Here is a 26,075-nt window from a genome sequence, read left to right as displayed (position 1 = left end):
AATTTAGCGGATTGACATGCGAATGATGCAGATTTTAAACGTCCGACCAAATGGCTTCATATTCGCAGGCGGCTGCTGGTCTTTACCGGAAAAAAACATAGGGCGCAGGCATCTTTGGCCTTCTTGAACCTGACATCGTTGCGGGGTTTTCTGGAGCTGATGGGAAAGAAACACGAAAGATGATGAAATCTCGTTTAAAATATAGGGCAACTTCCCCCGTACAGATGCATAGAAATGTAGTACTTCAACAAATTGCCGGTCAGTGGGAACAACGGATAGATGGTCACCCCGTGGTCGAAATAATGGCAGGCAGCATCCCGGGATGGACGAGAGGAGGTACGGCATGGATATTTTGAAACGTATATCGGCGTACAAGGCGGAGAGTGAAAAGCTGGCATGGACCGGAACGTTTAAGGAATACATTGAGCTGCTGAAGCAGAATCCGGCACCTGCTATGACAGCGCATGCTCGTGTCTACGAAATGATTGAATCATATGGGGTGGTGGAGGACAACGGCCGCAAGAAATACAAATTTTTCGAGCAGGAAATCTTCGGGCTGGACCGGTCAGTGGAGCAGTTGGTTGAAGAGTATTTTCATTCCGCGGCCAGACGGCTTGATGTTCGCAAACGGATTCTGCTGCTCATGGGTCCTGTCAGCGGGGGCAAGTCGACGATTGTAACCATGCTCAAGAAAGGACTCGAGCAGTTCTCCAGGACGGAGCGGGGGGCCGTCTACGCGATCAAGGGCTGCCCGATGCATGAGGACCCGCTTCATCTTATACCGCAAGAGCTTCGGGCGGAGGCGGAAAGCGAGCTCGGAGTTCGGATTGAAGGGAATTTATGCCCGTCCTGTACAATGAGATTGCGTACCGAGTTTGAAGGCGATATTGAAAATGTGCTAGTGGAGCGCGTGCTCATCTCCGAGGATAACCGGGTCGGTATCGGGACTTTCAGTCCTTCGGATCCCAAGTCGCAGGATATTGCCGATCTTACCGGCAGCATTGATTTTTCCACGATAACGGAGTTTGGCTCCGAGTCGGATCCAAGAGCCTACAGGTTCGACGGGGAGCTGAATAAAGCCAATCGGGGAATCATGGAGTTCCAGGAAATGCTCAAATGCGATGAAAAATTTCTGTGGAATTTGCTCTCGCTCACCCAGGAGGGGAACTTCAAAGCCGGCCGCTTTGCCTTGATCTCCGCCGATGAGCTGATCATCGCGCATACGAACGAGACGGAGTACCGGTCGTTTATCAGCAACAAGAAGAACGAAGCTTTGCAATCACGGATGATTGTCATGCCGGTGCCTTACAACCTGAAGGTGTCGGAAGAGGAGAAGATTTACAGCAAGCTGATTGGCCAGAGCGATATGAAGCATATCCATATTGCGCCGCATGCGCTCAGAGCCGCCGCTATTTTCTCCATACTTACACGTCTCAAGGAGACGAAAAAGCAGGGTATGGACCTTGTGAAGAAAATGCGGATGTATGACGGCGAAGAGGTGGAAGGCTACAAGGAAGCGGATCTCAAGGAGATGCAGAGCGAGTTTATGGAAGAGGGCATGACGGGCATTGATCCCCGGTATGTCATCAACCGCATATCCAGCGCGCTTATCAAGCAGGATCTGGAATGCATCAATGCCCTGGATGTGCTGCGCGCGCTCAAAGACGGGCTGGATCACCACCCTTCCATCACGAGAGAGGAGCGGGAACGGTATCTGAACTTCATCTCCATCGCCCGCAAGGAATACGATATGCTCGCCAAGAAGGAAATCCAGAAGGCGTTTGTGTATTCCTATGAGGAATCGGCCCACACCCTGTTTGAGAACTATCTGGATAATATCGAGTCCTACTGCAATTGGACCAAAATCAAGGATCCGCTGACCGGCGAGGAGATGGATCCCGACGAGCGTCTGATGCGTTCCATAGAGGAACAAATCGGGGTCTCGGAGAATGCCAAGAAGGCATTCCGCGAGGAGATATTAATCCGGATTTCCTCCTATTCGCGCAAAGGCAAGAAGTTCGATTACAACAGCCATGACCGTCTGCGCGAGGCGATCGAGAAGAAGCTGTTTACCGATTTGAAGGATGTTGTCAAGATCACCACATCGACCAAAACGCCGGATGAGCGTCAGCTCAAGCGGATCAATGAGGTGACGACGCGTCTGATTGACGAGCATGGCTACTGCCCGGTCTGCGCCAATGAATTGCTCCGTTATGTGGGAAGCCTGCTTAACCGTTAAATGAGCTTGAATTGCACAGCCGAAATAAGGCGAGGATCAGAAAACCCGACTATACGGTCGGGTTTTTGTCTGCCTACAGGTTCAGGGAATGGTGAAAGGCAGCGCTTGTCCGGCCAGACGAAAAAGGTTAAGCGCATGGCAGGCACCATCCGATAATAAGAGGAGGGGATCGATTCATAAATGGCTCAACATAAGGAAAGAAGGCTGAAAAATGATTACATTATCGGACCAAAGAGCCCGGCAGCTCGATTACACGGGGATTAAGGAAGAAGACCTGGTACTGCTTGCCGGGCATCGTGAAATTTTCGCCAAGGTTGTTACGGAAGTCGTTGACCGGTTCTATGACCGGATTACGCAGGAATCGGAGCTGACGGCGATTATTGCCCGATTCAGCACCATTGACCGCTTGAAGGAAACGATGCATGTCTATTGGATGTCGCTTGCCGACGGACGGATCGATGAGCCTTTCGTGGAGAACCGGATCAGGATCGGAGCAGTCCATTCCCGTATCGGACTGACGACGCACTGGTATCTGGGAGCCTATATGATCTATCTGGATATGGCGACGCAGGTTTTCCGCCGGGTGCTGCCCGATCAATGGCAGAGCGTGATTCATTCTTTGTCGAAGATTTTCAATTTCGATTCCCAGCTTGTGCTTGAAGCTTATGAGCGGCAGGAAAGAGAGCAAATCGTTTTGTTGGCCAATAAACAGGAGCATGTGCTGAAGTCGGTCGCGGAGGCCGTTCAGGAGCTGGCCGGCATGATTGTCGAGCTTGACCAAAGCGCGCAATCCATCGCGCAATCGGCAGTTTCCACAGCGGGATCGCAAAACCATGCCAATGAGCTGCTCAGCGATCTGCAGCAGGATATGAACAATATCGGCGAGGTGGGTACATTGATCCGCGGGATTGCCGATCAAACCCATCTGCTGGGCTTGAACGCCGCAATTGAAGCGGCGCGTGCCGGTGAGCAGGGAAGAGGCTTTGAAGTCGTGGCAAACGAAGTCCGCAAGCTTGCGGGCTCATCCCGTGAAGCGATGGAAAGCATCCAGGACCGGCTCGAGGAAATCGGACGCAAAATGGTCTATGTCCGCCAGGAATCCGAGCAAACGACGCTGCAGGCCAAAGCGCAGGCTGAAAGCTCGGAAGAGCTTTCAACGTTCATTCAGACCATTGAGAAGGTCGTGGAGGATCTGAAAAGCCTGAAAGCGCAGCCAACAGAATAGTCTTAACAAGGAAACAAGGCCTGATTATAAAGGCCTTGTTTTTATGTTATATAAGTTGACATGTAATGAAGCTTTAGGTATGATTTAGGTAGCGATAACCAGCGTGAATCCTCTGGTTTTGAGGGTTTTTCGGCCTAATACTTACATGAAAGTAACACTTATGGTCTTTGGAGGCGGTAAGTATGTCAATGGCGATTCAATCGCAGTTCGATTCTTATGATTCCCAGTCCTTTTACGATGAAATGTTCGAGAGCGATGGATTGGTCCGTCCCCATTATGACGGCGCACACCGGGCGTTTACACGCATGAAGCCGTCTGAGCTCGCTGCCAGACATACCAAGCTGCAGCAGAGAATGCTGGAAGAAGGAATTACGTTCACGCTCTACTCTCCGAACCAGTCGGAGCCGCTCGAGCGGACCATTCCTTTTGATTACATTCCGCGTATTATTCCAAAGCATGAATGGGATACAATCGAGAAGGGGATGAAGCAGCGGGTTAAAGCGCTGAACAGCTTTCTTCGTGATATCTACCATGAACAGCAGATTGTCCGTGACGGGGTAATTCCGAGACAGATGATTATTGGAAACACGTATTTCCGCCCGGAGATGGCCGGGCTTGAAGTTCCGCATAACGTATATATGACCGCTTCGGGGATCGACCTGATCCGGGACGAGAACGGCCGTTATTTTGTACTGGAAGACAATTTGCGCACGCCTTCGGGCTTTTCATACCTGTATAAGGGCAGAAGTCTGATGAGCGAGCTGTTTCCCGATCTATATCTGTCGAGCAAGGTGGCTGACATTGAGCGCAGCTTGAATGTGTTCCTGAGCTCCCTGCGCAGTCTTGCTCCTTCTGGCAAAGCCAATCCGCTTATTGTGCTTCTGACGCCAGGTGCCTATAATTCGGCTTATTTTGAACATACCTTTCTGGCTCAACAAATGGGGATCCATCTTGTAGAGGGGCGTGACCTTGTTTACAAGGATCACAAAATCTATCTGCGCGATCTTCGCGGACTGCGGCAGGTCGACGTTATTTATCGGCGTCTGGATGACGAGTATCTCGATCCGCTTGCTTTTCAGCCTGATTCGCTGCTTGGCGTGCCTGGGCTGATGAATGCTTACCGTGCCGGCAATGTGGCCATAGCCAACGCTCCGGGGACCGGTGTGGCAGACGATAAAGCAGTATATGCCTATGTTCCGGATATGATTCGTTACTATTTGGGAGAAGAGCCGATTCTGAATAATGTGCCCACTTTTATTCTGGCACGCAAGGAAGACCGCGAGTATGCCTTAGCCAATCTGGCTCAGCTTGTTGTGAAGGAGACCTCCCTGTCGGGAGGCTACGGCATGTTGATTGGTCCGGCTGCCTCCCAGAAGGAGATAGCCGCTTTTGCCGATGCGATCCGGCGGGATCCCGGGCGTTATATCGCCCAGACGACCATGCAGCTGTCCCGTGCGCCGGTTATGCTTGGCGGGGCGATGACTCCGCGTCATATCGATTTGCGCGCATTCGTTCTTATGGGGAAGGAAACCCACGTGATACCGGGTGGTTTGACCAGAGTCGCACTGACGGAGGGGTCGTTGGTTGTGAACTCTTCGCAGGGCGGGGGCGTCAAGGATACATGGGTGTTGAGTCGTTAGCCGTAAATTTATTTGTAAACGGAGGGATGCACTTATGATGAGTCGCAATGCGGAGGCCCTGTTTTGGATCGGACGTTATATGGAACGGGCGGAGAATCATGCGAGGCTGATCGATGTCCACTACCACCTTCTTTCGGAAGAGACGCAGTCCTTCCCGGATGCGGATGAGGATGACAAGGAGCAAAGGCTGTGCAAGTGGGGGCGCATAGTCGATGTTCTGGGCAGCCGCGCGGCTTATGAGCAGCAGTACGGCACGACTTACAGCGAGCACGATGTCGTGCATTATGTGACGCTTGACCGTGATAATCCCAATTCCCTCGTGACCTGCGTCAACCACGCCAGAGCCAACGTCCGCACCCTCAGAGAGAAGCTGCCGAGCGAGCTGTGGGATGCAACCAACGGCTTCTATCTGTGGCTGAGAGACAAACAGCAGAGCGATCTGGGCCGGGAATCGCCGCATCAGTTCTTCGGGCGAATAAAGGAATGGACCTCGCTGTTCAATGGAATCTGCCAGTCCGTAATGCCGCGCGAGAATGAGTGGCATTTTATGGAATGCGGCCGCTATCTCGAACGTGCCGAGAATACGCTGCGCATTCTGCAATCGGTGGGAGCGAATGGCTACGGCACCTCGTCCCCCGGCGATGAGACTTACGATGTGTACCCATTCCTGCAGGCGGTGCTTCGTTCGGTAAGCGGGTATCAGGCATTCCGCAGATATTATGCCGATGGTCTCTCGCAGGAAGCGATTGTGGAATTCCTCGTGCTGAGCACCGTGTTTCCGCGATCCGTGCATTTTGCTCTGCATGAGCTTGATCATCATCTGCGCGGCATTGAGCTTCAGGAGAGTAAAATGCGCGTGGCGCATGACCGGATAATCCGTCAGGTGGGCAAGGTGAAGGCCGAGCTTGCATGCCTGGAGCGGGAGGATCTGGCGCTGGAGAAGGAAGGGCGCGCTACGGGGCATCTGCTGCAGTCGTCCCAGCAGCTCGGCGTAACCTTCGCGCACACCTTTTTTCGAGTCGAGGAGGCCAGCGCATGAAGCTACGCATCTCGCACACGACCGATTATTATTACAAAAGCCCGGTAACGGACAGTGTCAATGAGCTGCGGCTTACTCCCTTTACCAATGAACAGCAGTCCTGTTATCAGCATTCCATCTCTATCGAGCCGGGCGCTTCATTATTCAGCTATGATGATTTTTTCGGCAACCGGGTGCATGCATTCTCGGTCAATGATCCGCACCGCAAGCTCAGGATCCGCACTCAGATGACGGTGGTAACCAAAGAAGCCTTCATCCCCGGTCCCGAGGAGGAGGGCATGCCCCGCAAGCTGACATGGGAGTGGCTGGCAAGCGATGAGGCGCAGAACCGGTTTTCCGAGTACCTGCTGCCGACAGACTATACGGGAGTGACCCCCGAGGTCATTGCTTTTGCAGAAACGGGCTCTGAAGAAGAGCAAGGCGTGCACGGCTGGCTTTCCGGCATATCCAGGCGCATCCAGACGGAATTCGTCTACGATCCCTATGCCACGGATGTGAATACGATCGCAAGCGATATGATTCATAAGCGCCGCGGCGTTTGCCAGGATTTTGCCCACTTGATGATTGCCGCCTGCCGTGCAAGAGGAGTGCCTGCAAGATATGTGAGCGGCTACCATTTTGTATCGGATTTGCAGGGAGGGAGCGCTGATTTCGAGCAGGCTTCGCATGCATGGGTAGAGGCGTATGCGCCGGGTCTTGGCTGGTGCGGCTTTGATCCGACCAATGAATCGCTGGTGGGCGAGCGCTATGTGAAGATGGGCCATGGCAGAGATTACAAGGACATTGTCCCCGTCAAAGGGGTTTACCGCGGCTCCAGTCAGGCGGAGCTGAAGGTTACGGTGGACGTGGTGAAAATCGATGATTAACTCCGCCGGCGCAGCCTTGCCCGCGTTGTCAGTATAAGAGCAGGTAATCGCGATGTGAAGCGACACCTGCTCTTATTTGATGTTTCCTTTTAGCGCTGATTTTCCTTTGTCTGGATGCAATAAAGCCGCGAACCCTCGATGTTCGCGGCTTTATTGACTTTATGAATCATTGCGTCGGCAAGCTTTACATGATCGGCGTTTGTCTCAGGACACGATCACGCTCAAAACGATCCAGCGCTTCGGCAGCTTTTTTCATGTCTTCCTCATGCACCTGGAGCTTGGTGAGGCCTCTTCTGTATCCGCCCTCTCCTGCGTTGACGCTGGGGATGCCCGGATTCGACTGCCCGTCGTCGGTGCGAATTCTGACGCGGAAGCCTTCATTATTCAGATAAGCATGCTTCTCCTGAAGTTCATTTGCGGAATCGCCTGACGCCGATTGAATCGTTTTCCACCGGTTGGATCTGAGAAAGAAAGCAGCCAGGAACAAAATCAGCGCGACACCAACGACAATAAGCACAATCATCATGGTCATTCACCTCATCGTTCCGGGGAGAACCTCCCTCTTGAAACACTCGGGCTGTGGCTCCCCTATTTAGGTATACCATAACCTCAGCTCTACCGCATTGAAACACTTTTGTTGTGAAATGTATTTAAATCCTTCAAATTGGGCTTGCCTCAAGGGCATTCAATGGATTCAAAGAAACTTCCGGCTTGTTTTCTTCCCGTCGCAGCTGAACACAATCGGCTTATCCTCTACAACAGTCTCCAAATGGACGGATTTGCCCCATAGCTGGACGACATGCGGCAGGGTGCGTTCCACATATTTCAGATCCAGCTCCACGCCTTCATATTGATGATTCAGATACAATTCGCCGTTTCGATTGAAATTTCCATCCGAGACAATAATGCTGGGGAAGCCTCCGTTAACCCGGGAATAGACGAGCTGCTCGCGGATGGTTTCCCATGTTTTATCGGTAATCTTCCATTCCGCGCCTTTCTTCTCGAATACATATAGATCGAGATCCTCGACCAGCTTTTTGGTCAAGTAGTTGCGGAGGAAGGATATATCGGAATCATTCTCCCGCACCTCGAACATTTTTTCCCGTCCTGTACCGGGCTTGCGTCCATAGCGTTCCTGCTCTTCCTTCGTCGGGGCATCCCATCTCCGCTCGATATCCTCGAAAATTTTCAGTCCCAGATAATAAGGATTCAGGCTGTTCCGGGAAGGCTGGACCACAGAGGAATTGAGCTGGGCAAATTCGATTGTCTCGTCGCTCGTCAGGTCAAGCTCGCGGATAATGCGCTGATGCCAGTAGGAGGCCCAGCCTTCATTCATGATCTTGGTTTCGATTTGCGGCCAGAAATAAAGCATCTCGTCGCGCAGCATCGACATAATATCGCGCTGCCAATCCTTCAGGCCAGGGGAGTATTCCTCAATGAACCAGAGGAGGTCCTTCTCCGGCTTGGGCGGGAACCGCTTGGTCTCCGGCTCCTCCTGCTGGGAATCCGCATCGGCGGGCTTGTCATCGAGCGACCATAAATCCTCATATCCGTATTGGGGCGTATAGGTATTCGGTTTCTCCTTGTTAAGCAGCTCGATGTAGCGGGTTTTGTCAAGCTGATAGGGCTTGATCAGCGTAGGGTCGATATGCTCCTGGATCGCCAGAACCGCATCGATAAATTTCTCCACCGCCGGTGTTCCGTATTCCATCTCGTACTGGCTGACGCGGTCGGCCGTAGCGGACATGCTCTCCACCATATTGCGGTTGGAGCCGCCAAAGCGCGAATTGTTTTTGAAGAAATCGCAGTGGGCCAGCACATGGGCTACAATCAGCTTATTCTGGATAAGCGAATTGCCGTCCAGCAGGAAAGCGTAACAAGGATTGGAATTAATGACTAATTCATATATTTTACTTAAACCAAAGTCATACTGGGTCTTCATCCGGTGGAACGTCTTGCCAAAGCTCCAGTGATTGAAGCGGGTTGGCATTCCATACGCACCGAAGGTGTATATAATGTCAGCCGGGCAAATCTCGTACCGCATCGGATAGAAGTCAAGACCGAACCCTTGAGCGATTTCGGTTATTTCTTCAATGGCCCGCTCCAGCGCTTTTATCTCATCCTGCCGCAAATGTCACTCCCCCATGCCAAGCAATTTTTTTTGAAATTGAGGATAAAAATAGAAAGATTAAAGATCGGTTCATAACTATATATATGGGGGAGCGTGCGTTGTTATGCGGGGAAAGGGACGGTGAGCCGCAGTTCGCTCTGAAATGCAGCTGTCCTGTCATAGGCAGGCCGTTCTATAAAGAACTAGCGTTAAAAATAGCTCTCTATAGGCTGTCTAGGTTTTTTGTGGCGCTTTCTGCTGCTTCAAGATTGGAAAACGGTTAAAATGAGCACTTGCCGGGGTCGTATGCCAAGCTGGCATCATTTAATAATACAGGCCGTTAATTTGACGGTGCCTCTAAGCGAATGTGCACAGGAGGTGAATAGTCGAGGATGAAAGGATTTGATTGTGCGATCCCGCTTACAGCGGCGCAGGCCAAAGCGCTGGCGAATGCGGGGATGATGTTTGCGGCCAGATATCTGGTGCCGGAGAATTTGGCATGGAAACGGCTGACCCGGGCGGAGGCGGAAGCCATCACCGGAGCAGGCATGCAAATTGTATCTGTATTCGAGACGACGGCGAGCAGGGCTGCCAGCGGCGAGGCTGCGGGTAGAACAGACGGTGAGGCAGCACTGAGGCAGGCCAAACTAATTGGCCAACCGCAGGGAAGCGCGATTTACTTTGCTGTCGATTATGATGCGCAGCCCGCTGCTTACCGGTCGATCGAGGAGTATCTCCGCGCTGCGGCCGCTCAAATAACCGGCTATAAATCCGGAGTATACGGCTCTTATGCCGTTGTGGAGGAGATGGCCAGGCGCGGTGTTTGCGAGCATTTCTGGCAGACGTATGCATGGAGCCGGGGCGAGCAGAGCGCGCACGCCAATCTTTATCAATACCGGAACGGCGTTACCGTCGCAGGAGTACTGCTCGATCTGAATGATTCGTTTGGCAATGAGGGCTGGTGGTCGACCAGAAAGGAGGAAGAGCCCGGGATGACAAAGGCGGATGCAGAGAAAATTATCAGTTTCTTGTCGGCGGGATGGTTTGTCGCAAAAACCAAAACAGATAAAGCGGAGTTTCAACGTCTGGCTAATGAAATCCGCAAGTCGGCAGGAATGCCGACGGAATAGGGGAAAAGACAGGGCAGTCAGCGGGACTGCCCTCTTACTTAATACAGCCTTCGTGCGCCTGCATAACGGGGAGCCCAATAAGAACTGCCAAGCCGCTGTACATATATGCCGCGTGAGCTGGTTGCGGAGATAAAGGAATCGCCGCCCAAATAGAAGCCGACATGGTTGATGGCCCCCGTTGTCAGGCTCCGGAAGAAAACGAGGTCTCCCTGGCGGAGCATGGATCTGTTTACCGCCCAGCCCTGTCTGTACAGCTCTGAGGCGGTCGTTCGCCGCTGCGAAATGCCGAATTTGTTCAGCATAAAGTATACAAATCCCGAGCAGTCAAATCCGACAGAAGGCCTGGTGCCGCCCCATACATAGGGGGTTTCCAGATAATTAAAGGCATCCTTCACCAGCGCCTGCTTGATAGAGGCGGACGACCGATAGGTTGCCCTGGCTGCTGCGATCTTGTCTTTTCCATCTGTGGACCTCGCCCCGTCGTGCAGATGATTATTGGCCTGCTCACCGCCTGCTGGGCTATAAACTTCTGCAGCCCGGGCCAATTGCCCCGGTTCCGGGCAGAATAATGCCGCCGTACCCGCTGTAAGGCTGGCGGCTGCAGCTAATAGGACGGCTTTTCTCACTTTCCTGAGGGAATAGTGAAAGCCGTTGATTGTGTTCATGCCGAACCTCCGTCATGTAAGGATCCCATCCCATTCAAACGGTATTGGGAAATTCTTTTTTAATATTGGTAAATTCATCATTCATTATTCCGGAAAAAAACAGACGCCGACCAGAGGCCGGCGTCTGTTAATGGAGGACGACGAATAAGTGCATTATTCCAGATTGGGAAGCTGACTGACATAACTGTCCGAGAGCAGGAGCAGCTCCAGCGCCCGGTCAAACTGATCGGAGGTGGCTGCAGAATCCTGCTGACCAAGTCCCGGCAGCGGATAATTGGAGCCGTCCTCGAAGCCGGTGCCCGGCAGGAACATCGCGTTGTCCGTGATCAGGGAGCCTGATGGCAGATAGTAACGCTGCGGCAGCAGGTTGGAGGTCTGATTGAGCAGATCCTGTCCAAAATGAATATGATCCTCGAGCGACACGCCAAGCAGATTGGTGACGGTAGGAAGAACATCGACCTGAGCTCCGGTTTGCTTGAATTCCTGAGGCGTTGTAATTCCAGGGGATGCGATGATAAGCGGTATGTTCATCATGTCCGCATAACCGTATTCATGACCGTAAATCTCTTTCATCAAATCCTTATCGTCGCGGTGCAGGGAATAGATCGGCAGTCCAAGATGGTCGCCATATACGACGAGCATGCTGTTATCCCAGATTCCCCGTTTCTTGAGATCGTCAATAAACAACCCGATGGCAAAATCGGCATAGTTTTGTGCGCGGATATAATCCCCGACGAATGTTCCCTCATAACGTTCAGGCAGTTTCATTTTATATTTACGCTCGGGGATGGTGAACGGGTGATGAGCTGTCATGGAAATCACCTGAGAGTAGAAAGGCGGTTCGCCTTCGCGATCCATCCGGTCAAGCTCTTCGGCGGTTTTTCTGTACAATACCTCATCAGCGGGACCGAAAAAGACCGTATCATCCGTTCCGAAAAATTCCTGATCATAATACTTGTCAAAGCCAAGCGCCTTGTACAGGCCGCTGCGGTTCCAGAATTCCACCACATTGGTATGGAAGGTCGCTGTTTTGTAGCCGTTCTTGCCCATCAGGCGCGGCAGACTCGGCAGCACCTTGCCGGCATATACCTGCGTAGCGGCGCCCTGCGGCGGAATATAAAATGAGGTATTGACAACGAATTCGGCATCCGAGGTATTGCCTTGACCTACCTGCTGGAAAAAGTGGGAGAAGTAAAAATTTTCCTTGGCGAGCTTGTTCATATTCGGCGTTATTTCCTGGCCGTCAATCTTAAGCCCGATCAGGAAGTTTTGAAAAGCCTCCAGCTGCAGGACGATCAGGTTCTTGCCGGCGGCGGCATTCCAATATTTAGGCTCCGCAGGCTCGCTGATGTTCTTGAGTGTATTAATGGTACCCTGCGAGATTTCGTCCGGATGGATCAGATCTTCGTTGTTGTTCTTGAACAGGGTATAGAGCTCGTAATTCAGAATCCCCATGTCTTCCGCTTTTACGATCTCATTCATGCTTGCGCGATTGGGATAAATACTGAAGAAGCAGAGCACGAGAGAAAAGACGAGCAGAGCGGTTACCACTTTCCGGTTGGCTTTCCTCATGCTGATTCTCTTCCAGTGCAGACCCGTCTGCTTGCGGAAGATTACAAAGCCCAGGACAATGACATCCAGGAATATCAATAGATAATAGGGATCAAGCAAGGAGAATACGCTGTTTTTGACTGCCGTTACCTGATTTACTTGCTCCAGCGCGTGATAGGTTACGATAACGCCGTAATATTTGTAATACATGATGACCGCAAAGATGATGGCGGTGACGAATAAATTAGCGGCCAGATAAAGGCCGAGTTTGCGTTTGGTGGCGAATAGTTCAATCAGACAGAACAAAAGCCAGAAGAAAGGGATTTCCGTTACGAGCATGGTCCAGGAAAGGCCGCCGTCAAATATGACGAAATAGGCGAGGGCGCTTTTAACTAGCAATAATAGAGTGAAGAAAAAAAATGGTCTCATGCGCAGCAAACGCGCAGGGTGCATGAAAGACACTGTGAGCTACCTTCCTTTCAGTGCCGGTGCGGGCAGATTTTTAGAGTTAACGGGATGTGTAAAACTACGACCAAATTACCAAATTTACAAACTATCAATAGATTCAATTATGCCGTTTTAGCGGGGCTGTGTCAAAGGTTCGATCTCTTCAATTACGGCGTTCCCCCAGGGGGCGATTCTGACTTTCACAACCAGACTGTCCGCCTGTTCTTCGAGCTGTTTGCCTGTATTCTCCGGGATATAATATTTCTCTAAGCCATAGTTTATGAAGATTCCTGTATTTGTTGCGTAACGGATTCTGCCCTTTATAATAAGCTCGCCTCCGGATGGGGCGGGTTTGCGGGAATAAAGAGACTTTGCCTGATAAACATCGCTGTCCGCCGCAAGCTGCAGCACCACATAGACTTTGTCGCCTTCTTCGGGCAGATTGCCCGCTCCTCTCCAAAGGCCGGGATCAAGCTGACTGATCTCATAGTTCAAAGTCACATAATCTCCGTACAGGAGATCGCGGGGATCAATGGGAGTGGTCGCAAGCCTGGCCTCCTGGCCAAACCATAAAGAAGCATAGTGGTAGCTGACAAGTCCGCCAAGAAACAGAATCTGCGCCGCGACCAGCACGATAAACAGCTTGGTGCGGTGCCGCTGCATGAAATCAATTCGGGTCATGATGCTCATCCTCTCTGATGCCGGATAATACCTGCTGCCTGCGGCGGTTGAGGAACCAGCCGAGTACAAGCAGAAGAATGCCGCCAAGAATGAAAAACAGCGATTTGTCCATGAAATCCCATGCGAGCTTTCCGTATGCGGTCATGGTGCTGATCAGGAACAGCAGGGTGCCGAGATTGATTTTGAGCCGCCATTCCTCGAGATAACCGTTCCATAATAAATAGAGCGAGAAGATAAACAGGGATAGCAGGGTTAGCAGACCGGTCCCGTTAGCCAAATAGAAGAAGGGAATGGCAAGAATCCAGTCCGGACTGGACGATAAACGGCTATTTTGCCATTTGCCGCCAAGCGAGAGAAGCAGCAGGATGGCCAGCAGAATGATATAGGGAAGAGGCTGGGCCGCCGCGTCTTCTCGAAAGCTGCTGTAGTCGTTCTCCCAGAACAGGACGAGAAACCAGTTGAAAATAAAAGCTGCAATGAGCGCCACGGCTTGAAACGGGTAGAACATTTTGCGGTCTCCGGGCAAGTCTGCTGCAGCATACAGCAGCCAGACGGGTATGAAGAACCAGGTAAACGCCCAGTCATTCCCGATGATGGCAAGCAGCGCCTGCAGCACGAAGCTTCCGGCCAGGCACCAGCCCAGCAGCGCATCTTTTCTTCGCCACCAGTAGGCGCCGAAGCCGGCGATTGTGATGGCCAGGACAGCGTAGCTGAATGTATGAAATTCCGTCGAGCTGTACCATTGCGTCAGCGTACAGATCAGCAGGCTGAGAATATACAAATAACGGCTTCGAAACAGGAAGGCGGTGAACAGGCCCGCGACGCTCCAAATGGTAAAAGAAGCCGCGTTGTAAGCGACCAGATGGAACATTTGGCCAATCAGCACAATGCTCGCTCCGAAGCTGATCAGCCCAAGGCTGATCAGGGCAATTCCAAGCTTGTCATGTTCTTTCCTATCCAGCAGCCAGCCGGATGCATATAAACCGGTCATGATCAGCATCATCAGCGCCAGTCTGACAAGCTGGGGGATGTCCTGCCAATTGGCAGCTACGAAGCTGAGAATCCCAAGGCCGACGAGGATGCTGCCCAATATGGGAATCAAACCGGCAGCACGTTTTTGTTCCGGGTACAGCTCCAGAATGCGCCTGTATTGTTCGTCCGTAATAATCCCCTGCTTCGTCCAGGCAGCGCCTTCCTGCTCCAGCCATCTTCTGCTCATATGCAAGCACCTCAACTTTCATGGAACTATCAGAATGTATAAAATTGACTCTGCTTGATCTGATATTTTGAGGAAGAAATTTACTTTTCCGCTAAAAGACGGAATCGGCCGTTTCTTCTTACTGTCTCTTATTATAATGACGGTAGAATGCGTGAATAGTACTATCTTTATGTGGTACCCTGCAAAAGCAAATTAGAATCTTTGGCTTTGGGGAAAATAAAAAAGGCCACCGCCCTGTTGAACTCTTCAGGGTGATGGCTTTTTTCGGGCAGCGCGAGCCCTCTTGTTATTTGACAGCGCCTGCTGTAATCCCGCTGGCAATCCGCCGTTGGAAGAACATATACATGATCAGGACGGGAACAATCGTGATGAGCAAAGCGGCAAACAAAGGCCCCCATTCCGTACGGTATTCCATTTCCTGCCGCAGGACGCCGATCTCGACAGGCAGCGTATAATGGTCCGGGTCGTTGATCAGAATGGTGCCGACAATATACTCGTTCCAGATATTGAGCACGTTGATGATCGCCACGGTTATGAGTCCGGGCTGCGACAGCGGGAGCATGACCCGGAAGAAGGTGCCGTAATGGGAAGTGCCGTCGACGACTGAAGCCTCCTCCAGCTCCTTGGGCAATGATTTGAAGAAGCCGACCAGCACGAATATGCCGAAGGCCAGCACGCTGGACGCATATACCAGAATCAATCCCAGCTCCGTATTGATCAGATGCAGCGAATCCATCAGGAAGAACAGCGGGATCAGGGCCAGACTGAAGGGCACCATCATGGAAGCAATGTAGAGCAGATAGAGCGCCTGGCTGCCTCTGAACTTGTAGCGGGCCAGCACATAGGCCGTAGCGGCGGCCAGCAGCAGTCCGAGCAGTGTAGAGCCGCTGGTTACGACGATGGAATTGACGAAGTATCTGCTGAAATTATATTTGCTCCATACATAGGAGAAGTTGCTCCACAGCAGTGGAAATTCCGGCAGTGACCAGGGTGCATTGCTGAAGAACTGTTCATTATTCTTGAGCGAATCCAGCAGCGTCCACAGCAGCGGATAAAGCACGGATACGCCCCATATGAAAAGTATGGCGTAAGCCATTATTTTGGTGACCGGATTTTTGAGGCCCGAATTCATGATGAATGCCCCTTCCTTTAAACATTAGCTGACTTCGATGGTTTCCTGGCGAAACAGCCGCTGAAGAGTAACAGTGGTGATAAGCGACAGGACCAGGATAAGTACGCCGATGGCGGCGCCGTAGCCGAAGTGATACTGCCTGAACGCCATCTGGTACAGATAGGAGCCCATAACCTGGGTGGAATTGTCGGGTCCGCCCTCCGTCATAATCCACACGATTACGAACGAGCCGTTCAGGGTGGTCATCATGATATTGATGATAGAAACCTTCATCTGCTCCCAGATCAGCGGGACTGTAATATGGCGGAATTGATGCCACTGTTCGGCGCCTTCAAGGGCCGCTGCTTCATAGTACGAGACCGGGATGTTCTGTATCGCGGCAATGAGCAGGATCATATAAAACCCGATGCCGGCCCAGATGGCGGGGGGCAGCAGCATCCAGATGGTATGCTTGGGGAAGCCGAGCCAGGTAATATCCACTTTATTTTCCGTAAACAGCGACAGAAATCCGTTCAGAAAACCGATCTGGGGATTATAGATGAAATTCCACAGCACCCCGATGACTACAACCGAGATGACATTCGGGATGAAAAAAATCGAGCGGAAGAAAGCGGCAAGCTTAAAATTAAACCGGGTAAGCGCCACGGCGAAGAAGGTGGCGATGATCATAATGCCGATGATTTTGCCGATAACCAGAAAATAATCGTTTTCGATCGACCGCCATATGATGGGGTCCCGGAACATCTCCTTGAAATTGTCCAGTCCGATAAAGGTTTTGTTCTGCGACATGCCGGACCAGTCGAAGAAGGAATAATACAGCGCCTGGATTACCGGATAGATCATGAATAGACAGAAGAACAGGAAAGTAGGGATGATGAAGGCAGCGATAAACAGATTGCGCTGCCGCTTTGCCGTTCCGGAATTCATAAGCATTCACCGTCCTGATGGAATAAAGTTAACGGGGAATGAGGAGGCAAGGCTGATCCCTGCCTGTCATTCCCATTCCCCGAATGTTGATGCCTCACCGGTTTATTTGGCTGCTTTTTTCACGGCATCGGTTACGCGGGTTACCCATTCTTCAGGCGTAATCGTGCTGATCGTAAGCGCATCGGTTGCATCCTGCATCGCTTTATCCACATCGGCGTTGAACGTGATGGTCGGAATGACGATCGTATCGGGCGAGGTCAAATATTTGGCTGCATCCTTAACGAAGCTTGGCGCATTCGAGCTGCTGATGTCGCCTTTGATGTTGGAAGGCGCACCGCTGAGCTCTGCCCACTGCGAAGCCTGCGCTTTGGAGAAAACGAACTGCAGGAACGCTTTGGCCGCTTCTTTGTTTTTGGCGTTTTTGGCAATGGCCACGGTTGAAGTTGACGTATTGGCCACGACTTTGCCGCCTTTATCCTGCGTGACTGAAGGAATAAAGCCGAAGCTGAAGCCGCCTGGAATATCCTTGGACATTTCATTGGGCAGCCACAGACCGTTCGGGATGAACGCGTCCTTATGCTGCAGGAACAGCATTTGCGAATCGGTATGATTGATTTGAATCGACGCTTTGTCGATAAAGCCTTTGTCGCGCAGCTGCACGATTTTGTTCAGAGCCGTCAGAACGGCGGGGCTTTGGAAGGCTTCGACCTTGTTGGCGGCCATATCCTGAAGAATTTTATAGTCATTATTGTTGGCTGATACGATAGCGGGATAAAGAATAGCGCCATTAATGTAATACGGATATTTGCCGGTATGAATGAAAGGCGTTACGCCGGCTGCCTTGATTTGGTCGCTGACTGCGAGGAACGAGTCAAAATCCGTTGGCTCAGCCCAGCCTTTCTCCGTGAACAGCGCTTTATCCCAGAACACGCCCCATGAATTGAGCACGAGCGGAATGTTGTAGACTTTGCCGTCATACAGCTGCGGAGGCTGCGCCAAAATATCGGAGATCAGTTCGCCGTCGATGTTCTTGGCATCCTTGATCCATTCCGTCAAATCCTCCAGCTGTCCGTCTTCGACCATTTGGCGGTCGTTCAGACCCGGTCCGTCAATGTAGACGAAATCCGGCGGATTGCCGCCGATCCAGCGAGGCTTGTTCTGATCATTGATTTTGGGACCGGCCTGTTCCTTGATATTCAAATCCGGATTGGCCGCCTGAAAGTCGGCAATGACCTTCTTCCACCATTTGTCGCCATAACCGCCTACAAAATATTGAATTTCAAAATCGCCGGTTAATTTGGTTTCCGCTGCCGGAGCCGGCTCCGGATCCGCAGTTGTACCCGCATCCGTATTGGTGCTTGTGTTTGCAGGCGTTTCATTCGCCGCCGCAGGCTTGTTCCCTGTCGCATTTCCATTCGATGAGCCGCAGCCTGCGAGGGGCAGGACGACCAGTAAAGCGGCAATACCAAGTGCAGCCATTTTTCTCTTGAAAATCATACAGCAAACCCTCCCTAGTCATGTGTGTCGCTTGGAGAAGATCCGGCATCGGATCTTTTGCGCCTGACATCATCATAAAGGGAGTAAGCCTTCGCCACTATCGATTATCTTCCCTGAATTCTTTGTTATCTTCTTTTCTTATTGTCCGCTTCGATCCTCGGCGAATTTCTGCAGCTGATCCAGCGCAGCTTCGGGAGAGAGATGGTCATAGAGCACGGCATCCCCCATTTTGCGCGCAGTGTCCATAACCGCCTGCCAGGCGGACTGCTGGATGGGATAGAATTTGGCCTTCTGCATGGCATCCAGATTGCGCTTCATTACATTGTCGGTCCCGGACAGCTTGTCGCCGATCGGCCGGGTAACCGGGACGAATCCCTCTTTGAGCACCATCTCCTCATACACAGGGTCCTGGTAGAGAAAATCGATAAAGGCGGACAAGGCTTTCTTGTCGGTATGATCGGTTTTGAAAGAGACCAGCACATCCTGGACACCGAATGAAATGGCGGGAACTCCTTTCTTGACGGGGATCGGACCGACTCCCCACTTGAGCTTGGGGAATTCCCGGGGCATTACCGAGCTGAAATAGTTGCCGGATATCATCATAGCGAGCTTGCCGTCGCCCAGTATCCGCTGCTTTTCGTCGCGTGTGGTGATCGTCGGTTCCGGATCAGTCAGCCCCTGGTCGAATAACTCCTTCATAAAGCGGAGTCCTGCGATATTCTCCGGCGAATTGATGGTCCATTTCCCGTCCTTGATCCAGCCGCCGCCTGCCCCGAAGAAGAAATAAGAGAGGTAGGCTTGTATTTCATTGTCGGTCAGATCGACGCCGAACCCGTGCGCAAGTCCCGTTTTCTTGATCAGCTGAGCATCTTTCCGTAGCTCCTCCCATGTTGCCGGAGGAGAGGCGATGCCGGCGCTCTGAAATAATTCCCGGTTATAGTAGAGATTGCGGTTTGTCGTGACATAAGGGAGCGCATATTGATGTCCGTCCACCTCATCCATACCAAGAAGGTTCGGATAGAATTTGGCCTTCAGCTCCGGGGACAGCAGCTCATTGAAATCATTCAGCAGACCATCCTTGGCAAAATGGGCATATACATTCGTATTGAGCAGATCCGGGGGCTGGCCCTGGCTGATCATGGCTGTATAGATGCCATCCAGAACGTCCCAGTTGGCAACCTGAAGCTCGATGTCGATATCAGGGTGCATAGCGGTGAATTGTTTGACAAGCTTCTCCAGCAGGGGCCGGGTCTCCGAGCTGTATTCAGAAGCGACAAAGCGGATTAATGAGCGCTTTTCAGGGATTTGAACAGACAAGGCTTGTTCGGATGGCGTGCAGGCATTGAGCAGCAGCGGAATGATCAGGAGCGTGACAGACAGACACCAACACAGTGACTGCCTCATGTGGCTTGATGCGGTTTGCCGAATACGCATGGGCCTTCTCCTTCCTAGACCATTTTGGGAATCGTAATCATAACGCAGGTTCCTTCTTCCAGCTCACTGCGGATATGAACGCCGTACCCGTCCCCGAAATAAAGCTTGATGCGTTCATTCACATTGCTGATCCCGATGCCGTTATCTCCCCGGTCGGGGCCGCCTGCCCAAATCTGCTCCAGCTGCTGCGGCGTCATGCCGTTTCCATTGTCCTCCACCTCAAATACAATCCGGTCCTCCATTTCCCTTCCGCGAATGGTAATGAGGCCGATATCCGGCAAATGGCGGATGCCGTGATAAATCGCATTTTCAACGAACGGCTGCAGCAGGATTTTCAGTGAAAGATAATCCCGCAGCGTTTCCGGCACCTCAATGACATAGTCGAGCTGATTGTCGTATCTCATCTTCTGAATAAGCAAATAATTGGTAATATGCTCGATTTCCACGCCGATAGGCACCAGTTCCTTATCCTTGGTGATGCTGGCGCGAAAAAGCTTGGCTAATGCGGAGGTCATCAGCACCACCTCCTCGTGCTGCTTCTGCTCAGCCATCCAGACGATGGAGTCGAGGGTATTGTATAGAAAATGCGGATTAATCTGGGCCTGCAGCAGCTGCAGCTCGCTTTTGCGCTTGTTTTCCTGGGTTTGCAGCATTTCCTGCATCAAATTCCGGGTTTGCCCCACCATCATATTGAAGGTCCGTCCGAGCTGGCCGATTTCGTTCATCGCTCCGATTTCCGTCTGGATCTCGAAATTTCCTTTCTCCACCTTCTTCATATCCCGCTGCAGGTTCTTGATCGGCCTGGAGAGCCTGTGCGAGAGCAGGAGGGAGAGCAGGAGGCAGATCGCGAGGCCAAAAACAGAGTAAAGCACAATCGAATTGCGGATCGTTCCTTTGTTGGCGATCAGATCGTCCGTATACGCGACGCCGACGATTTTCCAGCCAAAGTTGGTATCCTGCACGGTGTACATGCGGTTGCCCTCATTGTCATCCACCATGAAGGAGCTGCCGCTTGCAGTGGCCAGCACCTGCGGAATCGGCTCGACCGGCCGCGGGTTTGCGCTCTGCCGCTCCGGATGATAAACGATGCGGCTGTCGTTATCCACAATAAACACATAACCCTGTTTGCCCAAATTGATGGTGCTGCATATATCGTTGATCACGCTGAGGTTCAAATCAACCAGAAAGATGCCTTCGGCTGTAATGCCGTCCGTGCTTTTCAATTCCCTGCTCAAGGAGACGACCGAACGGGATTCGTTCAGGAGCAGATATTGCACATGCGGGGCGGAGATAACCGACTGCCCGCCCTGCTTCTGCGCGTTGACATACCAGTCCTGGGTCTGAGGCTTGACGCCCGGATCAAGCGTTGTAATTCGTCTGTCCGATACATAACGGCCGTTATAGCCGAAGACCATGATGGAGGCGATGTCCTTGCGGGTGTACAGAATGGCCTGGAACAAATCCGAAATCCGTTTCTCGTAAGGCCTGCGGTCCTCGTCACTGATGAAGCTGTTGCTGGAAATGTAGTATTTCACATCTTTATTGGTCATGGCGAGCAGCGAAATATTTTCCATGTTGTCAATATAGGATTGAATATTGCCGTTGACCTGCTTGATGACCTCTTCGATATAGCTCTGGGAATTGATTTCCACAGAACGGACGGAAAGGCGGTAGCTGATCAGACTGGTTACGGCAATGGTTGCAAGAATGAGCAATGAGAAGGCAAGCGATATGCTGGATTGAATGCTTTTGAAAGGGAGAATCGGGAAGAAGGGCCTCCGCTGTCTGAACATGTCAGCCCGCCCGCTCCTTTGCCAGGCGGTCGCGGTACTCCCGCGGCGATACGCCGGCATGCTTCTTGAATAAAATACTGAAATAATTGGGATCCCCGTATCCGATCCGGTCAGCAATCTCATAGAATTTAAGAGAAGTGAACTGGAGCAGCTCCCTGGCTTTCTCCATGCGGACTCTGGTGAGATACTCCACGAAGGTTTCGCCCGTATACTGCTTGAAGACAAGGCTGAAATAGCTGGTGCTCATCAGAACGTGGCGGCACAGCTCCTGCAGAGATATTTTCTCATTGGCATAATGGGTGTCGATGTATTCGACCGCCCGCATAATCTGCATGTTGGTAAACTGGGCACGGTTTTCGGAGATTGCCGTCATAATCGATTGGACAAGCTGTTTGAACCACGCTTCTATATCATCGAGCGTTTTGTAGCGGTACAGCTCATTGATTTGATTATACAGCGCTGTGGTTTGAGGGGGAGATCCAAGCTCTTGAACGGTATTGAGCAGGGAAAGCACCACCTTGTGTATTTCCAGCACGCACGCTTCCATAGGGGCATGCGAGGCGCGCAGGTCATTGACCCGGCAGGAGACCAGCTGCTGAGCCTCCTGACAGGAGTTCATCCTGACGGCGGCGACAAGCTTGCGGTCCCAATCGAGAGCTGGCTGCAGAGGAAAGGAAGGCTTGCCTTCCATATCAAGAATGCTGTGAATCCGGTTCTTGCCCAGCAGGAAACGATATTCAAGTGCGGACAGGGCGCTGCTATAGGAGCCGGGGAGCCCGGACGCGGAGGAGCAGACGCGGCCGATTCCGACCGTCACCGTGAATTTAAGAAATTTCTCAATCCGATGTCTGGCTTCCTCGGCGAGGCGGAAGGTCTGCTCATAGAGGGCGCTCTCATCCTGCCGGCCGAAAGCGATGACGACCATCCGTTCCTCCCGGGTGCGAAGCAGCACGCCAAACCCGTCGCTTACTGTTTCATTCACCATGTCGAAGGCCGCAAGCCGGAGAATTTCTTCATCGTAATTATGGGATTCAGGGCTCTGCCCGCTGCCGAAATCGTCGATATCGATAACCATGACCAAATACAGCGGCGGCATCGGCGGCAGCCCGAAGTATGCGAAGCGCTCTGCGATTTCCGTTTCATCCAGGCCGGAAATAACAAGCCTTTCAAGAAAACGCTCCTTCAGCAGCGGCAGGCTTTGAGTCAGCTGCGCCTGCAGTCTGCCTAAATCCTCCAAGCGTTTTCTTTCATCATCCATTTCGTTTCTGGCTTTATCAAGCAAATCCCGTATTTCCTGAGCGGTAATAGGCTTCAACACGAAATCGGACACCTTCAGGCGGATAGCCTGCTGGGCGTATTGAAATTCATCGAAGCCGGTCAGAATGATCATTTTGATGTAAGGATAAGTGCTGGCGATGGCCCCGGCAAGCTCGAGGCCATCCATGAAAGGCATGCATATATCGGAAATGATGAGGTCCGGCTTATGCTCCTCGACGGCCTCCCACGCCTCGCGTCCGTTGGGGTAATCGCCTATTAATTCAAACCCGTGGCGAGCCCAGTCAATGGTATGCTTCAAGCCATGCCGGACGACCGCTTCATCGTCAACCAGAATCACCTTGTACATCGATGTTCACTCCTTGTTACTAACATGTTATTTTATATAACGTGTGAATCTTGTTTATACCCAGTATAAAGGAAATTGAAATGAATAAAAACAAGATAATGTCATTAAATGTGACATAAAATTCGGCGGATTAGAAGGGTCCTAGATACGCAAATCCTTCCATTTGCCCAGCAAATAGGCGAATTATCTGAAATGTAAGCGTTAACTATATTTTATATGATTCTGAACGAACAAACACAGGGAAAAGGCCGATCATGGAAATTTCCCCTCTGCGATAAGAGAATAGTATCCCTTCCTGCCATTTAGTGGAAAATATGAAAAAATCCCGCTCGTCCGGGAAGACAAGCGGGATGGGAACATTAGCTGCTACTCGCAGCCGGATTGGAGAAGAAGGTTTTGAGCGCCTTGTATACTTCTCCTTTGTCCTTGATTATGGAATACATGAACTTCTTATTGGCGATGTTCTTATAGGCTGACATCAGCGTGCTGCTGCGGTTGTACTGGTTGACCTCCCCATATCCGAAAAGATTGGTCCGCTCCAGCAACTGTTCGATCAGCTTTACGCATTTTTCGTTATCAGAGGTCAGATTGTCGCCGTCGGAGAAATGAAACGGATAGATGTTCCAGTTCGACGTGGGATATCTTTGATCGATAATATCCAATGCCTTTCTGTAGGCGGAAGAGCAGATCGTTCCTCCACTTTCGCCGCGGGTGAAGAATTCCTCCTCTGTCACTTCTTTGGCTTCCGTATGATGGGCAATAAAGACGATTTCCACATGCTCGTATTTTCGCCGGAGAAAGCGGGTCATCCAGAAGAAAAAGCTGCGTGCGCAGTATTTCTCAAAGGAGCCCATGCTGCCGGATGTATCCATAAGCGCCAGCACAACAGCGTTGGACTGGGGCTTGATGACCTCGTTCCAGGTTTTAAAACGCAGGTCATCCGGGGAGATGCCGCCGATCCCGGATTTGCCGGCATTGGCGTTGCGTTTTATATTTTCAATCAAGGTCCGCTTCTTGTCGACGTTGGACATGATGCCTTTCTTGCGGATATCCTGAAAGACAACATCCGTCGTTTCCAGGACATCCTTTTGCTTCTGCTCCAGATTGGGCAGCTCCAGTTCTTCAAACAGCATATCCTCGAGCTGATCGATGGTAATCTCCGCTTCGACGTAATCCTCGCCTGCCTGATCGCCAGCCCCCTGGCCTTTGCCGGGGCCTTGGGCGGATTGCGGGTCGGTGCCAAGCACATCTCCAACCTGGGAATCGCCGTCACCTTGTCCCACATGCTGCTTTTTGTTGTAGTTGTAGACAAAATGAGATTCGTCGATGCTTTTGATGGGGATCTTCACCGTTTGCTTGCCGTTGGAGAGCACTATGCTCTCGTCGGTTACGATATCGGGAAGGTTCTGCTTAATGGCCTCCCGAACCTTCTCCTGATGTCTGGCCTGGTCCTCATGTCCTTTGCGGTGCAGGGACCAATCCTCGCGCGAAACAATAAATGACGGTCCATTCATAGCCTCCAAGTCTTACACCTCCAACCCTCTCTTGCTTGTTGTTATTCATTGTATTCAAGTCCGGGGAGGTTATGTGAAGCAAAATAAGTCCAATCCTATTAATCTTGAAACCGCGCAGACAAGAAGAAACGGCTGTGCCGTCCTTTTGGCGGCAAAATTAATTTCTTCCCTCAGAAATATAAGCAAAATAAGATGGAATTTTATACTTTCTTATATTTGCAAAAAAGACTGCAAATGCCCCTTCTTGGCAATTGCAGTCTTTGGGATTCGTATCTGGTCAGGCGCTCATCTGCGTAATCAAAGCAGCAGCGAACAAGGCGGCAAAGCCAAAGGAGAGAAGGCCGTTCAGTACGATTCCGACAATGGAGAACGCTTTGCGGGTATTTCTCATGCATGCTCCGACGATGCCCAGAATAAGCCCGATCAAGCTCAGGCCAATGCTGACAATCATGAATAAAATGGATAGCAGAAGAGGGGCGTCCTTCGCGATTTCTTCCGAGAATTTTTCAATATTTTGAACAGTCTTGCCGTCAGCCGTGATGTAGTCCATAATAGACGAAGCTGCGATGATGGAACAAATAATGAAGCCGACAATACTTGCGAGGCCAATGATAAAAGAAGCGATTCCAAGCTTCGATTGGCTCCTGACCGGCTCGGGTTCAAAGGCCGGTTCCGGATTAAATGTATCCTTCAGGTGATAACTCTGCTCTTCGTTATCATTCATACGGGTACATACTCCTCCACTCCAATTGATTTTCGTTCATTGTAACTGATTTTTCACATATTTGGAAAGGTCGTGATTGGATTTGTTTAACAAATACGGAGCGTTTGGCGCGATGCATGCGCTGCTTGCGGTGGCCCTCGGCGCTTTTGCGGCGCATGGCCTGAAAAGCCGCCTCACGGCGGAGATGCTAAATGTCTTCGAAACTGGCGTCCGGTACCATATGTATCATGCGATCGGGCTGTTTCTGCTCGCTTTGGCCTCGACGCGGCTTGGCTCTCATATTACCACCATGCGCTGGGCTGCCCGATTTATGCATATAGGGATCTTTTTGTTCTCGGGAAGTTTGTACGCGCTCAGTCTCAGCGATGTCAAATGGCTTGGGGCCATAACGCCGCTTGGCGGGTTGGCCTTCATTATTTCCTGGGGATTGGCCGCTTATGCCCTCTGGAAGGCCAAGAGCGAATAATCGCCTTCATTCGACTGCCGGCTTCTTTCACGATCCGTGAAAGAAGTCGGCTGTTGTCGTTTAATTGGATAAATCCTCCATAGGGAGTATCCATATATGACCATTATCGTTTATAATAGGGTTCAGATAAGACTCAGAATCAGAAAGGAAGA

At 51.4% G+C, this 26,075-nt stretch carries 21 protein-coding genes; 7 read left to right on the top strand and 14 right to left on the bottom strand.

The genetic code is table 11. The annotated features are described in order from the left end of the window. Positions 1–343: 343 nt before the first annotated feature. From AC0YOB_RS30005 to AC0YOB_RS29985, 5 genes are all read left to right on the top strand, one after another. Complete coding sequence (locus AC0YOB_RS30005; protein ID WP_475795911.1) at positions 344–2,239, top strand: PrkA family serine protein kinase; 1,896 nt, start codon at positions 344–346, stop codon at positions 2,237–2,239. A gap of 211 nt (positions 2,240–2,450) precedes the next feature. Then, positions 2,451–3,464 carry a protoglobin domain-containing protein gene (locus tag AC0YOB_RS30000; RefSeq protein ID WP_475795910.1) on the top strand — a complete coding sequence of 338 codons (1,014 nt, stop codon included), beginning with the start codon at positions 2,451–2,453 and terminating at the stop codon, positions 3,462–3,464. 182 nt (positions 3,465–3,646) lie between these two features. After that, entirely contained in the window at positions 3,647–5,104 is a 1,458-nt protein-coding gene (locus tag AC0YOB_RS29995; protein ID WP_475795909.1) for a circularly permuted type 2 ATP-grasp protein, read from the top strand. Positions 5,105–5,138: 34 nt separating this feature from the next. Further along, positions 5,139–6,143, top strand: coding sequence for an alpha-E domain-containing protein (locus AC0YOB_RS29990; RefSeq protein WP_210038478.1), 1,005 nt, complete (start codon positions 5,139–5,141; stop codon positions 6,141–6,143). Continuing rightward, positions 6,140–7,009, top strand: a complete 870-nt coding sequence (locus AC0YOB_RS29985; protein WP_475795908.1) for a transglutaminase family protein — start codon at positions 6,140–6,142, stop codon at positions 7,007–7,009. Before AC0YOB_RS29990 ends, AC0YOB_RS29985 begins: the two co-directional genes overlap by 4 nt. Before the next feature lie 184 nt (positions 7,010–7,193). Here AC0YOB_RS29985 and AC0YOB_RS29980 read toward each other — a convergent pair whose 3' ends face one another. After that, positions 7,194–7,535 (bottom strand): hypothetical protein, encoded by a 342-nt coding sequence (locus AC0YOB_RS29980; protein ID WP_475795907.1) that lies wholly within the window; start codon positions 7,533–7,535, stop codon positions 7,194–7,196. 168 nt (positions 7,536–7,703) lie between these two features. Next, positions 7,704–9,140 carry a SpoVR family protein gene (locus AC0YOB_RS29975; protein ID WP_475795906.1) on the bottom strand — a complete coding sequence of 479 codons (1,437 nt, stop codon included), beginning with the start codon at positions 9,138–9,140 and terminating at the stop codon, positions 7,704–7,706. Between the two features lie 371 nt (positions 9,141–9,511). Between AC0YOB_RS29975 and AC0YOB_RS29970 the strand changes: the two genes are divergently transcribed. Further along, on the top strand, positions 9,512–10,249 hold the full coding sequence (locus AC0YOB_RS29970) for a DUF1906 domain-containing protein (RefSeq protein ID WP_475795905.1): 738 nt from the start codon (positions 9,512–9,514) through the stop codon (positions 10,247–10,249). A gap of 38 nt (positions 10,250–10,287) precedes the next feature. On the opposite strand, the gene AC0YOB_RS29965 is transcribed toward AC0YOB_RS29970, so the two are convergent. The 12 genes from AC0YOB_RS29965 to AC0YOB_RS29910 form a co-directional block, all read right to left on the bottom strand. Further along, positions 10,288–10,914, bottom strand: a complete 627-nt coding sequence (locus AC0YOB_RS29965) for a C40 family peptidase (RefSeq protein WP_475795904.1) — start codon at positions 10,912–10,914, stop codon at positions 10,288–10,290. 153 nt (positions 10,915–11,067) lie between these two features. Next, complete coding sequence (locus AC0YOB_RS29960; protein WP_475795992.1) at positions 11,068–12,918, bottom strand: LTA synthase family protein; 1,851 nt, start codon at positions 12,916–12,918, stop codon at positions 11,068–11,070. Positions 12,919–13,044: 126 nt separating this feature from the next. Then, complete coding sequence (locus AC0YOB_RS29955) at positions 13,045–13,593, bottom strand: GDYXXLXY domain-containing protein (protein ID WP_475795903.1); 549 nt, start codon at positions 13,591–13,593, stop codon at positions 13,045–13,047. Then, complete coding sequence (locus tag AC0YOB_RS29950; protein ID WP_475795902.1) at positions 13,580–14,812, bottom strand: DUF2157 domain-containing protein; 1,233 nt, start codon at positions 14,810–14,812, stop codon at positions 13,580–13,582. The genes AC0YOB_RS29955 and AC0YOB_RS29950 overlap by 14 nt, the downstream gene beginning before the upstream one ends. Before the next feature lie 286 nt (positions 14,813–15,098). Continuing rightward, positions 15,099–15,944: a carbohydrate ABC transporter permease gene (locus tag AC0YOB_RS29945; RefSeq protein ID WP_475795901.1), complete on the bottom strand. Its 846-nt coding sequence runs from the start codon at positions 15,942–15,944 to the stop codon at positions 15,099–15,101. A gap of 24 nt (positions 15,945–15,968) precedes the next feature. Continuing rightward, a complete protein-coding gene (locus tag AC0YOB_RS29940) occupies positions 15,969–16,871 on the bottom strand; it encodes a carbohydrate ABC transporter permease (protein WP_475795900.1) in 903 nt (300 codons plus the stop codon). A 102-nt stretch (positions 16,872–16,973) separates the two neighbouring features. Further along, positions 16,974–18,368, bottom strand: a complete 1,395-nt coding sequence (locus tag AC0YOB_RS29935; RefSeq protein ID WP_475795899.1) for an ABC transporter substrate-binding protein — start codon at positions 18,366–18,368, stop codon at positions 16,974–16,976. Between the two features lie 138 nt (positions 18,369–18,506). Further along, the gene (locus tag AC0YOB_RS29930) at positions 18,507–19,802 is read right to left on the bottom strand and encodes an extracellular solute-binding protein (RefSeq protein ID WP_475795898.1); all 1,296 of its coding nucleotides are present in this window, start codon (positions 19,800–19,802) and stop codon (positions 18,507–18,509) included. A gap of 14 nt (positions 19,803–19,816) precedes the next feature. Beyond that, complete coding sequence (locus tag AC0YOB_RS29925; protein ID WP_475795897.1) at positions 19,817–21,595, bottom strand: cache domain-containing sensor histidine kinase; 1,779 nt, start codon at positions 21,593–21,595, stop codon at positions 19,817–19,819. 1 nt (position 21,596) lies between these two features. Then, positions 21,597–23,219, bottom strand: coding sequence for a response regulator transcription factor (locus AC0YOB_RS29920; RefSeq protein WP_475795896.1), 1,623 nt, complete (start codon positions 23,217–23,219; stop codon positions 21,597–21,599). A gap of 359 nt (positions 23,220–23,578) precedes the next feature. Continuing rightward, positions 23,579–24,733 carry a sporulation protein YhbH gene (gene yhbH, locus AC0YOB_RS29915; protein WP_475795991.1) on the bottom strand — a complete coding sequence of 385 codons (1,155 nt, stop codon included), beginning with the start codon at positions 24,731–24,733 and terminating at the stop codon, positions 23,579–23,581. A 277-nt stretch (positions 24,734–25,010) separates the two neighbouring features. Further along, positions 25,011–25,457 carry a hypothetical protein gene (locus tag AC0YOB_RS29910; protein ID WP_475795895.1) on the bottom strand — a complete coding sequence of 149 codons (447 nt, stop codon included), beginning with the start codon at positions 25,455–25,457 and terminating at the stop codon, positions 25,011–25,013. A 112-nt stretch (positions 25,458–25,569) separates the two neighbouring features. Between AC0YOB_RS29910 and AC0YOB_RS29905 the strand changes: the two genes are divergently transcribed. Further along, complete coding sequence (locus AC0YOB_RS29905) at positions 25,570–25,923, top strand: DUF423 domain-containing protein (protein WP_475786621.1); 354 nt, start codon at positions 25,570–25,572, stop codon at positions 25,921–25,923. Positions 25,924–26,075: the final 152 nt, after the last annotated feature.

The sequence above is a fragment of the Paenibacillus sp. JT31N17 genome (assembly GCF_056269255.1).
This window is presented reverse-complemented; position numbering and strand designations above follow the sequence as displayed.